13 protein-coding genes are annotated in these 13,038 nt (G+C 72.5%); 8 read left to right on the plus strand and 5 right to left on the minus strand.

The annotated features are described in order from the left end of the window. Positions 1-33 precede the first annotated feature (33 nt). Positions 34-1,158 carry an LCP family protein gene (locus tag ACYVNR_RS21375; protein ID WP_045187447.1) on the minus strand — a complete coding sequence of 375 codons (1,125 nt, stop codon included), beginning with the start codon at positions 1,156-1,158 and terminating at the stop codon, positions 34-36. Between the two features lie 55 nt (positions 1,159-1,213). Between ACYVNR_RS21375 and ACYVNR_RS21380 the strand changes: the two genes are divergently transcribed. Continuing rightward, complete coding sequence (locus ACYVNR_RS21380) at positions 1,214-1,813, plus strand: hypothetical protein (RefSeq protein WP_461050932.1); 600 nt, start codon at positions 1,214-1,216, stop codon at positions 1,811-1,813. Here the strand turns inward: ACYVNR_RS21380 and ACYVNR_RS21385 are convergent. Next, on the minus strand, positions 1,797-2,984 hold the full coding sequence (locus ACYVNR_RS21385; RefSeq protein WP_461050934.1) for an acyltransferase family protein: 1,188 nt from the start codon (positions 2,982-2,984) through the stop codon (positions 1,797-1,799). The two genes, ACYVNR_RS21380 and ACYVNR_RS21385, sit on opposite strands and share 17 nt — an antisense overlap. Before the next feature lie 62 nt (positions 2,985-3,046). Continuing rightward, positions 3,047-4,156: a glycosyltransferase gene (locus tag ACYVNR_RS21390; RefSeq protein WP_461050936.1), complete on the minus strand. Its 1,110-nt coding sequence runs from the start codon at positions 4,154-4,156 to the stop codon at positions 3,047-3,049. 41 nt (positions 4,157-4,197) lie between these two features. On the opposite strand from ACYVNR_RS21390, the gene ACYVNR_RS21395 reads away from it, so the two are divergent. The 4 genes from ACYVNR_RS21395 to ACYVNR_RS21410 all read left to right on the plus strand — a co-directional run bounded on the left by ACYVNR_RS21395 (position 4,198) and on the right by ACYVNR_RS21410 (position 8,852). Beyond that, positions 4,198-5,298, plus strand: coding sequence for a glycosyltransferase family 4 protein (locus ACYVNR_RS21395; RefSeq protein WP_461050938.1), 1,101 nt, complete (start codon positions 4,198-4,200; stop codon positions 5,296-5,298). A 64-nt stretch (positions 5,299-5,362) separates the two neighbouring features. After that, complete coding sequence (locus ACYVNR_RS21400; RefSeq protein ID WP_461050940.1) at positions 5,363-6,337, plus strand: glycosyltransferase family 2 protein; 975 nt, start codon at positions 5,363-5,365, stop codon at positions 6,335-6,337. Between the two features lie 3 nt (positions 6,338-6,340). After that, a complete protein-coding gene (locus ACYVNR_RS21405; RefSeq protein ID WP_461050942.1) occupies positions 6,341-7,294 on the plus strand; it encodes a hypothetical protein in 954 nt (317 codons plus the stop codon). Beyond that, the gene (locus ACYVNR_RS21410; protein WP_461050944.1) at positions 7,281-8,852 is read left to right on the plus strand and encodes a lipopolysaccharide biosynthesis protein; all 1,572 of its coding nucleotides are present in this window, start codon (positions 7,281-7,283) and stop codon (positions 8,850-8,852) included. Before ACYVNR_RS21405 ends, ACYVNR_RS21410 begins: the two co-directional genes overlap by 14 nt. On the opposite strand, the gene ACYVNR_RS21415 is transcribed toward ACYVNR_RS21410, so the two are convergent. Then, on the minus strand, positions 8,818-9,999 hold the full coding sequence (locus ACYVNR_RS21415; protein WP_461050946.1) for a glycosyltransferase family 4 protein: 1,182 nt from the start codon (positions 9,997-9,999) through the stop codon (positions 8,818-8,820). The two genes, ACYVNR_RS21410 and ACYVNR_RS21415, sit on opposite strands and share 35 nt — an antisense overlap. A gap of 105 nt (positions 10,000-10,104) precedes the next feature. Here ACYVNR_RS21415 and ACYVNR_RS21420 point away from each other — a divergent pair, with 105 nt between their 5' ends. Next, positions 10,105-11,166, plus strand: coding sequence for a glycosyltransferase family 4 protein (locus tag ACYVNR_RS21420; protein ID WP_461050948.1), 1,062 nt, complete (start codon positions 10,105-10,107; stop codon positions 11,164-11,166). Between the two features lie 8 nt (positions 11,167-11,174). Here the strand turns inward: ACYVNR_RS21420 and ACYVNR_RS21425 are convergent, their stop codons facing one another. Then, positions 11,175-11,813, minus strand: a complete 639-nt coding sequence (locus ACYVNR_RS21425) for a phosphatase PAP2 family protein (protein ID WP_461050950.1) — start codon at positions 11,811-11,813, stop codon at positions 11,175-11,177. 67 nt (positions 11,814-11,880) lie between these two features. On the opposite strand from ACYVNR_RS21425, the gene ACYVNR_RS21430 reads away from it, so the two are divergent. Continuing rightward, positions 11,881-12,771: a nucleotidyltransferase family protein gene (locus tag ACYVNR_RS21430; RefSeq protein ID WP_461050952.1), complete on the plus strand. Its 891-nt coding sequence runs from the start codon at positions 11,881-11,883 to the stop codon at positions 12,769-12,771. Continuing rightward, positions 12,768-13,037 carry a hypothetical protein gene (locus ACYVNR_RS21435; RefSeq protein ID WP_458802553.1) on the plus strand — a complete coding sequence of 90 codons (270 nt, stop codon included), beginning with the start codon at positions 12,768-12,770 and terminating at the stop codon, positions 13,035-13,037. The genes ACYVNR_RS21430 and ACYVNR_RS21435 overlap by 4 nt, the downstream gene beginning before the upstream one ends. Position 13,038: the final 1 nt, after the last annotated feature.

The raw sequence follows: 13,038 nt of genomic DNA on the forward strand, positions 1-13,038 counted from the left end.
TGCGACGAGGCGGCAGGACGCCCGGCGGCATACCTACTTGTAGGTGTCGAGCGCGTTCTCGCGGATGGCCTTGCCCAGCTCGTCCATCTTCACCTCGTCGACGATGTCGATCGACGCGCCCTGGGGGCTCGTGCCGAAGCCGGTGAACGGCGCGGTGATGAACCGGATGTCGCTGCCGCGCAGGTTGCGCATCGCGAAGGCCTCGGAGCGCATCGTGCCGACGTCGAGCTTCTGGTCGACCGTGAGGTTGCTCGTCGCGGCCTCGGTGAAGTCCTTGAGCTTGATCGGGTTGGTCAGCACATCACGGCTCAGCGTCTTGAGCATGAGCCCCTTGATGAACGCGAGCTGGCGCTGGCCGCGGGAGATGTCGCCCTCGCTCAGCTGCTTGCGCTGGCGCACGAAGACGAGGGCGGTCTCGCCGTCCATGTGCATCATGCCCTTGCGGAAGACCTTGCCGTCGCCCGTCGAGGCCTCCTCGACGTTGACGTCGACGCCGCCCACCGCGTCCGTCATCGACTTGAACCCCTCGAAGCCGAGCATCGCCACGTGGTCGATGCGGGCGCCGAGCAGGTTCTGCATCGTCGTCACGAGGAGCGGCGCCCCGCCGAATGCGTACGCGGCGTTGAGCTTGTTCTTGCCCTTGCCGGGGATGGAGACGTAGAGGTCTCGCGGGAAGTGGATGAGCGTGACCTTCGAGTGGTCGTCGGGCACGTGGACGAGCACCATGACGTCGGAGCGGGCGCCGACGCGGTCGGGACCAGCGTCGTTGCCGATGATGAGGTAGTTGGTGCCGTTGCCGGCCGGCTGCGCCACCACGTCGCCGTTCTTGTCGGTGGGCTGGGCGCCGCTGCCGGCCGAGTCGGGCAGCAGCAGCTCCTGCTTGACGTTGTTCGTGACGATGTGGTTGAGCCACGCCAGGTAGCCGCCGACGGCGAGCACCGGCACGAGCAGCAGCACGAGCGCGGCCACCAGCACCTTGCGGTTGCGCCGCTTCTCGCGGCGGTTCGGGAGACCGTCCGATCCGGAGCCGCCGTCCCAGCCGCCGCCGTCGCCTCCACCGCCCCCGCCGCCGGAGCCGTCGCCGGGATCGACCTGGTCGCGTTCGTCACGTTCGTCACGTTCGAACAGGTCGGTGTCTCGTGCGCGGGTGCCGTCCATTGCGGCCAGTCTAGGTGTCAGGATCGGCTCGCACTGCCGCTTACACTGTGGACCCGTGGTTGCAGGACGAAGACGACGTATCGGCTCACGTCTCGGCTCGGACGTGCCCGTCGCCGTCGGCGGCGCCGTCCTCTTCGTCGTCTGGGTGTGGCTGCTCATGCGGGCCACCGAGCCCCTCGTCACCGTCTTCGCCTTCGCCTCCGACGGCCGCCCGAAGCTGTATGCCGGCTTCATCGCCGTGCTCGCCGGCCTCCCCGGGCTGCTGCTCACCCTGCCGCCAGCCCTCACCCCGCCCGCCCCCACGGTCGTGCCCTCGGCCCGCAGCCGCAGCCAGGTGTCGTCGCGGCGAACGTCCTTCGTGCGCACCGACGTGCTCGGCGTCGCGGCCTTCCTGCTCGCCCAGGTGCCGCTGCCGGCGCCCTGGGGGCCGGTCGGCAAGGCCGCCACGATCGCCAACATCACCAAGTCGCCCGAGATCGTCGAGCTGAGCGCCCGCTTCGCGAACTACTCCCTCGCCGTCTTCGCCGTCGGCATCGCCGCGGCCGTCATCGCGAAGGTCTACTCCCACGCGGCGGCGCTGCGGGTGCTCGCGATCATCCTCGCGGTCGGGGCGCCGGTCGTCGCCTGGGTGCTGGTCGTCAACTCGATCCGCTAGTCGACTCGCCCCTCGTCTCGCGCACCACGCTGCGCATGCTGCCCCTGACGAGGAACGGCTTCTCGATGAAGCGGTAGAAGAGTGCGGCCACGAGCACGGTCGCGGTGCCCGCGACGGCGAGGGCCAGCAGCGTCGTCAGCCCGATGCCCCACTCCACCTGCCGCCCGAGCTGCGCCGTGAGCAGCAGCACCGGCTGGTGCAGCAGGTAGAAGCTGTACGAGATGACACCCAGCGCCGTCAGCCAGCGCAACGGTCCCGCCTCGAACACGCGAGCCGGCACGCGAGCCAGCAGCACGAGCAGGCAGACGGCCACCACCCCGAAACCCAGCGCGCTCACCGGACCCCACCCGGCGGCATACCCGGCCAGGCCCACGGCGAGCCCGACGGGCAGCGCGAGCGCCGCGCGGGCAGGGTGCGAAGGCCGCGGCGACCGGACGAGCGTGGCCGCCCACATGCCCAGAGCGAACTGGAACCAGCGGGCCGGGAACAGCTTGTCGGTCGACGGCATCAGCCCGGCGGGGTGCCCCTGCCCGGCCCACCACAGACCGAACGCCGCCCACGCCAGCGCCACGACGCCGGTGGTGAGCACGACGCCGCGCAGGCCCCAGCGCCGGTGGACCAGCAGCAGCAACGGGAAGCCGAGGTAGAGCGTGGCCTCGAGCGAGATCGACCACAGGGAGCCGTTGACCGCCCCCAGCGTCTCGCCGAAGAGCGGGAAGGTCAGGGTCAGGTGCGTCCACGCATCGAAGGGCGAGAGGTCCCTGGCGACGAGCCGCTCGCGCAGCGGCGGGACCAGCTCCAGTCCCATGACGAGGACGACCGCCGCGTAGTAGGCGGGCAGCAGACGGTAGGCCCGGCGGCGGAAGAAGCGACGCGGGTCGAGGCGGCGCACGCGGCCGTCGCGGATCAGCGGCAGTGTGAGGCAGAAGCCCGAGAGCACGATGAAGATGTCGACCCCCGCCCCGCCGAAGCCCATGGCACGCACGAGCACGCCGTCAGCGGACAGCTTCGGTGGTCGCACGTTGTCGAGCCAGTAGCCGTGGATGTGCAGCAGGAACACCCACAGAGCGGCGAAGCCACGCAACGTGTCGACGTAGGCGAGCCGCCGCGTGGCGACGGCAGCCTTCGACGAGGCCGCCACCGTCGGTGCCGGTGTGCTCGAGCCCTCCATGGTCCCCCCTCACCTCGCGAGGTGGACCACGCCCCCGCGCCCAGCCTCGTGTCCAGCTCGCGTCATCGTAGGAGGCGATCGACCTCTTGGTGCATGCGTTCGTGGAAACGGGCCTCGGAGAACTGCGCCGCGTGGGCGCGGATCGCGTCGGCGTCCCAGCGCCTGGCGCGGTTGGCGACGACTGCCGCACGGACGGCCCCGACGGTCGGCGCGTCGAAGAAGGTGCCGTTGACTTGCTCGTCGATCGTGTCCAGGTAGCCACCGCCGTGCAGTGCGAGGGTGGGCATGCCGAAGGCTGCCGCCTCGAGCGGCGTGAGCCCGAAGTCCTCGAGGCTGGGGGCGAGGAGCGTGTGCGCGTGGGCGTAGGTCCACCTCAGCTCGGCATCCGTCAGGTCGCTGAGGATGCGCACGTTGTCGGGGGCTGCGGCCCTGAGCTGTGCCGCGAGCGGACCCGAGCCGACCACGACGAGTCGCTCACCGAGCCCCCTCACCGCCTCGATCGCGACGTCGACGTTCTTGTAGGGCAGCAGGCGCGAGACGACGAGCAGGTAGCGGTGGTCGGCCCAGCCGGCGAGCGTTTCGACGGGGTGCTGCGGCTGACCGGCATCGACGCCGAAGGGCGGCGGCACGACCTCGGCCCTGATGCCGTATGCCGCCGTGATGCGTTCGCCGACGACGGTCGAGTTCGCGAGGTAGCGGTCTGCCGACGCGGCCGCGCGCCGGTCCCAGCGGCGCAGCCAGCCGCTCAGCAGGGTGAGTCCATGACCGCGGAGCGACCGGTTCGCGGGACCGCCGAGGTAGGCCTCGGCCTGGTAGAGCCACCGCGCAGGCGCGTGGCAGTAGACGAGCTTGCGACCCGTCGTCGGCACGCCGTGCGCCCACCCGGAGCTCGATGCGACCACGACCTCCGCGTCGACGCGAAGTCTCGAGACGGCATACGGAAGCAGGGGCAGCGCGACACGGTGCTTGCGGCGCAACGGCGCGAGGCGGTCGATGGGGGAGACGACGACGTGGGCGTCGCGGAACTCGGGATAGGTGCCTGCAGGGTCGTAGAGAGTGGTGTGGATCGGAGCGTCCGGGAACGCGCGGTGCAGCGCCAGCACGACGCGCTCGGCGCCGCCGCGCTGGGTGAGGTAGTCGTGGGCGATCGCGACGCGCGGTCGATCGGTCATGGTCTCCGATCCAAGGGGGACGTACGGCTACATTCGGGCAGGTGCCGAGCCTCAGTCTGAGCCACCGCAGCGGCGTCCTGGCGGTGAACGGCAGATTCCTGTCGCAGATGACGACCGGCACGCAGCGCTACGCACTCGAGCTCGTGACCCGGCTCGCGGCCAGGCACGGCGAGCGCGTCGTCGTGCACGTCCCCAGGGGAACCGTCGTTCCCGATCCGATCGCGGGCGTCGCCCGGGTGCGCGAGTCACGCGCGACCGGGCAGGTCTTCGAGCAGCTGGTGCTGCCCTGGCTCGCGCGTCGCCACCTGCTGCTCAGCCTCGGTGGGCCCGCTCCCGTGCTCGCCCGCAACCAGGTCGCCACCCTGCACGACGTCTCGGCCTTCCGCCACGGCGAGACGTACAGCCGCGGGTTCCGCACGTGGTACCGGCTGATGTACCGGCTGCTGGCCCGGCGGGCCGGGCGGGTGCTCACGGTGTCCTCCTTCAGTGCCGGCGAGCTGGCGGCCGTGCTCGGCCTCGAGCCGGACCGCGTCAGCGTGGTGCCGAACGGGAGCGACCACGTCGACCGGTTCACGCCGAGGCGGCCCGACCTGGCCGGCGTCGAGGGGCTCCCCGACGAGGGATCGCCGTGGGTGCTCTGCGTCGGCACGTTCGCCCGGCACAAGAACCTCGCCCCGGCGCTCGACGCCCTGGAGCAGGCCGGCATCCGTTCGGTCGTCGTCGGCGCGCGCGGCGACAGCCGCGTCTTCGCCGACGCCGGGCAGGGACGCTGGACCCGGGCGACCTTCGCCGGGCGACTTTCGGACGACGAGCTGGTGTGGCTCTACCGCGCCGCGACAGCCCTCGTGTTCCCCTCCCTCTACGAGGGGTTCGGCATCCCGGTCGTCGAGGCGCAGCGGCTCGGCTGCCCGGTCGTCGCGCTGCGGGCCGGGCCGATGGTCGAGGTCGCCGGCGAGGGCGCCGTGCTGTGCGACCCGGCCGAACCGCAGCAGGTCGTCGAGGCGGTGCTGGGGATCGCCTCGGACGCCGGCCGTCGCGCGGCGCTCGTCGAGGCGGGACGGCGCAACGCCGAGCGATACACGTGGGACGGCTCGGCGGACCTGCTCGAGCGGGCGCTCGCAGAGGCGGGCTGGAAGGTCTGAAGGGGGACGAACGGGATTCTCCGGTCCAGCCCCGCCAGATCGATCCGGTTGCGATACTCGGGCCATGCCTGAGGCCCCGTCCCTGTCGGTCGACGTCGTCGTCGCGACCTTCAACCGCCCGGACAACGTGCGAATCTGCCTGCAGCACCTGACCCGTCAGACACGCACCCCCGACGAGATCGTCGTCGTCGACTCGTCCCCGCACCGCCTGACCGCCGACGTCGTCGCCGACTTCCCAGGGATCCGATACATCCGAAACGACGCCGGCCCCGGCACGCTCGCGACGTCACGGGCGATCGGCGTCGCCGAGACGAGGTCGGACGTCGTGGCGTTCATCGACGACGACGCCTACGCCGAGCCCGACTGGCTCGAGAACATCCTCGCCCGCTACTCGGACCCGTCCGTGGGAGCCGTCGGCGGCCGCGCGAGCAACGGCCGTCCGGGGGAGGAGCACGAGGGGCACGACGCCGTCGGGCGGCTGCTGCCCGACGGGACGCTCACCGGCAACTTCGCCGCCGACACCGGCCGTGACCTCGACGTCGACCACGTGCTCGGGGCCAACATGTCGGTGCGCCGCTCGGCGCTCGAGGACATCGGCGGCATCGTCGACCTCTTCCCCGGCACCTGCCTGCGCGAGGAGAGCGACATCATGCTCCGGCTCGGCCGCGCCGGTCATCGCGTCGTCTACACGCCCACGGCCCTCGTCGAGCACGTGGCGGCGCCCTACACGAAGGGACGCCGCTTCGACGTGCGCTACACCTTCTACGGCAACCGCAACCACGTCGTGCTGCTGTCGCACGCGTTCGGGATGGACGCCCCCATCCTGCGCCGTTACTACGGGGTGGCTCTGCGCCAGGTGGGTGACATCGTCCTCGACGGCGCCAAGGCGGTCGTGGCCGGCGGCCGCACGCCGCGGCAGCGGGCGCGCGCCGTCGGCGGCAGGGCGCTGCACGCCTCCGCCGCCTTCGGTGGCCTGGCCGCCGGCACTACCGCAGCGATCCGCAACCGGCTCGGCGACCGGCGACCGTCACGGGCCTGACCCGTGCCAGCCGCCTACGTCGTCCTCAGCCACACCGAACCCGATCAGGTCCTCCGCCTCGTCCGCGCGATCCTGGCCTCCAGCCCCGGGTCCTCAGTGCTCGTCACGCACGACGGCAGGCGGCACCCGCCGCCGGTCGTCGACGACGGCCGGGTCCGAGTGCGCACCCACGGGCGTGCCACCGACTGGGGCTCGTGGGAACTGGTCGAGGTGACGCTCGACGCCCTGCGCGAGGCGCGGGACATGACCGACCCCGACCTCCTCGTGCTCGTATCGGGCCAGTGCTATCCAGTGCAGCCGCTCGAGGAGTGGGAGCGCGAGGTGCTGGCCGGAGGTGCGGGCTGGCAGGGCACGGCTCGGCCGCTGCACTACACGCCGACCTGGGGAAGGCGGCGGGGCACCGGGGACGACGAGCTCACCCGCTACACCTATCGCTGGTTCCGGGTGGGCTGGCTCAGTCGGCACCTGCGCACCGGAGGCGTGCCCGCGCGCGTCGCGCAGGCGATCGTGAACCGCGTCGAACCGCTGGTCGCGCTGCGTCTCGTCGACCGGGGCCGCGGCGCCCACATGGGGGTCCGTCGTCGTATGCGCGGGCAGGGCGTCCGCTTCCACCTCGGGTCCCAGTGGCTCGCGATGGACCGGGAGCACAACGAGCTGGTGCTGCGTGAGCTGGCGCGCGGCACGGCGCTCCGCACGATCTTCGAGCGCTCCGTCATCCCCGACGAGGCGGCGCTGCAGACCGTGCTGGCGGGCGCGACCGCGCCGAGGCCCGCTCTGCCGGTGTCGTACTCCGTGTGGGTGCCCGCGGAGGACTCGACGAGGACCTTCACGCTGGACGCTCTCGACGAGATCCGGGCATCCGGCTCGCCGTTCTGCCGTAAGGTCCACCCGGAGCGCAGCGCGACCTTGATGGATGCGCTCGATCGGGGGAACGGGGTGCGGCGTGACAGGGAGTGAGCAGCCGACCGGGGCGCTGAGCCGCGGCGGGCTGCAGGCCAGCGCGGTGCGCGGGGCGGTCTGGACCATCGTGCACACCTTCGTCGCGATCCCCGTCGCCTTCCTCGTCAACCTCCTCATGGCCCGGGTGCTCGGTGCCGCGGACTACGGCCGCCTCGCCTTCCTCACCGCTCTGATGGAGGTCGTCGCGCGCATCCTGACGGCCGGGTTCGGCTCCGCCGTCGTGCAGTTCGGCGCCAAGGCGCATGCCGCGGGGCGCACCGACGCCGTGGCACGGCTCCTTTCGCAGTCGCAGGGGTTCCGGCTGCTCGTGGTGACCCCGGTGCTCTCGCTCGTCGTCCTGCTGTTCGCCGACGTCCCTGCGGGTGCGGTCGCCGTCGCCATCGTGTTCGGCATCGTCTTCCCAGCCGCCCTGGACGGGGCGGTCGCGTGCCTCGCGATCGAGAACAAGACCGCCGACGGTGCCAAGATCGCTCTCGTCACCTCGTTGGCGACACAGGCTGCGGTGGTCGCGGTCGTGCTCCTGGCGCGCACTCCTGACGCGGTCTGGACCACGCGACTCATCGTCACCGGAGTCGCCGTTGCCCTCTGCCTCGTGCCCATCTCGACCGCGTACCGCCGCGCCGTGCTGAGGCCCGCGCTGCCGACCGGGATGCCCACGGGCTTCTGGCGCTATGCGCTCCCGGTGGGGGCGGCAGGCGTCATCGGCGGACTCGTGATGTCGCGCAGCGAGATCTTCCTCATGAACTGGTTGGCGGCGCCCGCCGCCGTCGGGGTCTTCGCACTGGCGTACGGGTTGGCGGGGCACGTGTTCGCCCCGGCGCAGGCCTTCGTCGGACCTCTCGTCCCAGCCATCTCCGGGCTGCTCGAGGTCGACGCGCCCGCCGTACGACCCGCCTTCAGACGCGTGATGCGGGCGGGTGCGACGGTCGTCGGCCTGGTCGAGGCGGTCGCGGTCGTGCCGCTGGCGGTGCTCGTGCCCGTGCTGTACGGCCAGGAGTTCGCCGCGGCCGGTCCCGTCGTCGTAGCGCTCGGCGTGGCCGCGGGCTTCGCCACCGTCGGCGGCCCTGTGGTGGCCTTCGTCTCGGCGCGGCTCTCGGCCGGCGAGATGCTCAAGGCGACGTCAGTGGCGCTCGTCGTCGACGTGGGTCTGGCCGTGGCGCTCATCCCACCGATGGGCATCTGGGGCGCCGTCGCGGCCAACATCGCCGGCTCGCTGACCAGCTTGCTGCTGCTCGCGCGCTCCGAGCTTCGCGGCCTCGGCATCAGCGCACGGCAGGCGCTGCGCGACGCCCTTCCGTGCTTCATCGGCGCGGCGCTCGCGGGGTTGCTGATGCTGGCCACCGACGTCGTGGCGGGCAACGCGTGGGTGCTGGCGGTGGCTGCCGCCGGGATGGGTGCGCTGCTCTACGGGGTACTGCTGCGCGTGACGCACTCGGGGCTCACTGCTGCAGACTCCGAAGCCGTCACCCGAGGCATCCCGGGCCCGGCCCGTCGCGTGGGTCCGCTCCTGCTCGGCTGGCTCACGGCTCGACCGGAGGAGCGGTCGCCCCTGTAGCGAGCGCGCGGTCGTACAGCGACGCATAGGCTGCAGCCACGCCCTCCCACGTGAAGCGTCTCGCCGCCTCGTGCCCGGCCGTCCCGAGGGCGGCTGCGCGCACCGGGTCCTGCAGCAGACCGCCGATGGCAACGCCGAGGGCGGCAGTGTTCACCGGATCGACCAGAACGCCATCCACGCCGTCGGTGACGAACGATGCTGGTCCGCCGAGAGTCGTTGCCACCAAGGGGGTTCCGGCGCGCCATGCCTCCAATGCGACGATGCCGAAGGCCTCCTTGCGGCTCGGCACGACGACGACGTCGGCTCGCCGCATCCAGGCGTGGACCCCTGCCTCGTCGAGCGGTCCGACGAGCCGCAGGCGGCCGTCCAGTTCCAGCCGCGCGCCGAGGGCGAGCAGGGCGTCGTGCTGGGCACCGACGCCGCCGATGACGACCGTCGGAGCAGGGCCGTCGCCCTCTGAAGCCATCGCCTCGATGAGCAGGTCGAACCCCTTCGTCGACTCGAGCCGCCCGACGGCGAAGACGACCGGCCCGTCCGGCAGGTCGACGTCCTCGGGTGCGGTCGTGGTCGTCGGGTCGACGGGCACCGGCCCGACGCCGTTCGGCACGACCACGCCACCCTCGAGGCCGAAGCGGTCACGCAGGTCGGCGAGCACCTGTTCCGAGCAGCCCGTCGTCACGGCAGCCGACGCGATGGCGCGGCGCAGACCCTGCCGCATGAGGGCCGAGGTGCCGAAGACGTCGTGGTCGTCCATGAACGTCTCGCCGTGCGCAGAGAGCACGAGAGGCGTGCGGGTGCGCCCGGCCAGCGCGGCGGCATACGGCCCGTTCGGCCCGAAGCACTGGACGTGGAGAACCTCCGGCCCGAAGGCGCGGTGAGCGGCCCGCCAGGCGTGCCACGCGCGTGGGGCGGAGAGCGCGAAGTCGGTCAGCGCCTTCACGGAGCGGGCGGGCATCGGCGTCGGCAGGTGGCGCACCACGGTCCCGTCGAGCTCGGTGACACCGAGGCGCTCGCCCCGGTCGACGGTCCACACCTCGACCTCGGCGCCTTGGCCCCGAAGCGCTCCGGCGACGTTGCGCACGTGGGACTCCACCCCGCCGAGATAGGGGTGGTACGACGAGGTGACGAGGGCGACGCGACGACCCACCGCGACTCCTCCCCGTCGTTCGCGCGTGGCCCGACGGCACGCGTGCGCTCTCAATCTACGATGCGAGGGCAGCCCCGTCCCGGACTCCGACAGGCAGGATGACGCGTGCCCCGGCTTTCGATCGTGACGACGGCCACCGCGGTGCCCATGGGCGCCCAGGCCTACGAGCGACACGTCATCTCCCGTGCCCCGGCGGCGCTCGCCGCTCTCTCCGGGCCCGACGAGTCGTGGGACGTGCGGCACGTCGTGACACGGTCGCTGCGGTCATCACTCGCCGGCACGCGTCGCCTGCCGATGGGCTGGCTCTCGGGAGCCTCACCGCGGGCTCGCGCTGCCGCTGGGCGCCTGGCGTACGCGGGCGGCGGGCTCGTGCACCGCATGTCCCTCGAGCTGCCCCCCGCACCCCGAGAGGTGGTCACGCTCCACGACGTCGTCGCCTGGCGCTACGCGGACGAGTCGCCCCCGGTGCGGGCGGCCGCAGAGGAGCTGCGGCGCGCCGCGGCCGTGGTCTGCGTGTCGGCCTACACGGCCGCGGAGGCCGTGGACCTGCTCGGCCTGACCGACCCTGTCGTCGTGCCGAACGGGGTCGAGCAGCGCTACCTCGGCGCCGATCCGCTGACGCCTGACGCACTGGCCGGACTCGGCGTCACCGGCCCCTACGTCCTGACCGCGGGCGGCGCCTCCGAGCGGAAGAACCTGGAGGCCCTGGCGGAGGCGTGGCCCAAGGTGCACGCCGCGCGGCCCGATCTGACGCTGGTCCTGGCCGGGCCACCCCACCCGCGACGCAACGAGCTCTTCCGGTCCCTGCCCGGGGTCCGCCTCGTCGGCAGGGTCGCCGACGGCGTCCTCCCCGGGCTGTACGCCGCCGCCTCTGTCGTCGTCGTCCCCTCGCTCGTCGAGGGGTTCGGTCTGCCGGCGCTGGAGGGGATGGCCACGGGTGTGCCCGTCGTCGCAGCCGACCGCTCGTCGCTGCCCGAGGTCGTAGCCGACGGTGGGTTGCTCGTGGAACCCACCGGGCCTGCCCTCGCGGCCGCGGTGCTCGACGTGCTGGCCGGGGGAGCGGACGTCGAGGCGATGGCGCGCCGAGGGCTCGAGCGGGCGCGGCAGTTCACCTGGGAGGCGAGCGCCGAGGGGCACGCACGAGTCTGGCGGTCGGTGTCGGCCTGACGGCAGCGCTAGCGTGCTGGATCGGTCTCCACTGACCTCGCCTCGCCAGCAGGTCGAGCCAGGTTCGCGCCGTCGCCACCCACCAGGGCGAAGGTGGTCGCGGCGACGAAGGCCACGAGGAGGGCGCTGCCGACGACGTCGCGCGGCTGGTGGGCGTGCCATGACACGTTTCCCAGGGCGACCAGCAGACAGGCGAATCCGAGGGCGACGAGCCAGCGTCTGCCCACAGGTCGGGGCCAGACCACGCTGAGCCCCACGAGCAGCCCGATGCCGACCGTCGCGTGGTGGGAGGGAAAGGCATCCGTGCCGGTGCCGAGAACGTCCTGCAAGGGAAGACCGAGCGCGGTGACCGTCGCCGCGGCGGGGATCACCGCGCCGGCGATCGCCCGGCGCCAGGCCCGCCGAGCCAGGGCCAGCAGGGCGAGCGCGGTCACGACCGGAGTGAGGACCACGATGACCAGAGGCCGCGCGACGTCGCTCAGCAGCAGGCGCAGGCCTTCGGGCAGCGCGCTGAGGACCCACGCGTCGACAGCTTCGTCCGACCTCACACCCCAGCCGGTGCGGAAGGTGACGAAGCCCGTCGCGGCGAGGGCACACGCGGCGACGACAGCGGTCGACGCCCACCGAAGGCGCTCCCGTCGCAGCATCTGCGCCTCCACCCGGCTGTTAGGGTGCCATCGACCAGTCCCTATGCAGTCTAAAGGGGTTCGCGCGATGGCAGCCCAGGAGACGACGCAGGACTCCGACGTCCCTGCGACGGTGCCTCTGGAGGTCCGCATCGGGTTCGCGCACGCCTCCGCCCAGTGCGTGGCAGCTCGCCTCGGCGTCGACGTGCTCCACGTCAAGGGCGCCGCCCTCGATCCGACGCTCGTGCCGGGCCGCGGCTACTCCGACGCGGACGTGCTGGCCCGCCCACAGGACGTCGATGCGTTGCTCACCGAGCTGCGCCACCACGGCTGGGACCTCATCAACACCTTCGCCTACGGGTCGTCGTTCGAGCACTCGGCGACCTTGCGCCACAGGGATTTCGGCCTCCTCGACCTGCACCGGACCTACCCAGGTGCCGGGCCCACGCCGGGCGCTGCCTTCGCCTGCCTCTGGGAGGAGCACCAGACGATGGTGCTCGGCGGTGTCGACTGTGCCGTGCCCCCCAGAGACGCCCAGGCCGCCCTCCTCCTGCTCCACGCCGCCCGCGGTGGTGGCGACCCCAAGAGCGCTCACGACATCGAGTCCGTGTGGACCGCGGCACCTGAGGACCAGCGCGTCCGCATCGTCGACTGGGTGCAGCGCCTCGACGCCGGCCTCGCCTTCTCCGTGATCACCGGCACCCTCGACGAGCACCGTGACGACCCGGCATACGACCTGTGGCGGGTGGCGTCCCGAGGAGGGACGCGCTGGGAGGAGTGGCGCGCGCGTGTGCGGGCGGCTCGTGGGCTCCGTGCCTCGGCGGTCGTGGCCGCACGTTCGGTGCTGGTCAACGTCGAGCACCTCACGCTCGTCCGCGGGCGACCCGTGACGCGGCGCGAGGTGGTCGCGGAGTTCTTCGGTCGACCGGCTCGCGGGCTGCGAGAGGTCCTGGGCCGCCGGCCCGGAGCGGGCCGATGACCGCAGCCTTCCGCGTCGCGAAGGACGTCGGGGTCACCCTCGGCGCCGACGATCTCACTGTCTACGTGGCGAGTCTCCCGGGGGGACCGCTCGTCGTCCTCGAGGGCCCTGCCGCAGTGATCTGGAGCGAGGCCACCGGTGGACCCGCCGTCGGTTGGGTCGGTCGTGTCGCCGACGCCGTCGGTCGCGCCGAGGAGGAGATCGCAGCGGACACCGAGACCTTCGTCGCCGACCTGTGCGCCCGCGGGCTGCTGCGACCGAGCTGAC

The organism is Terrabacter koreensis (genome assembly GCF_054783315.1).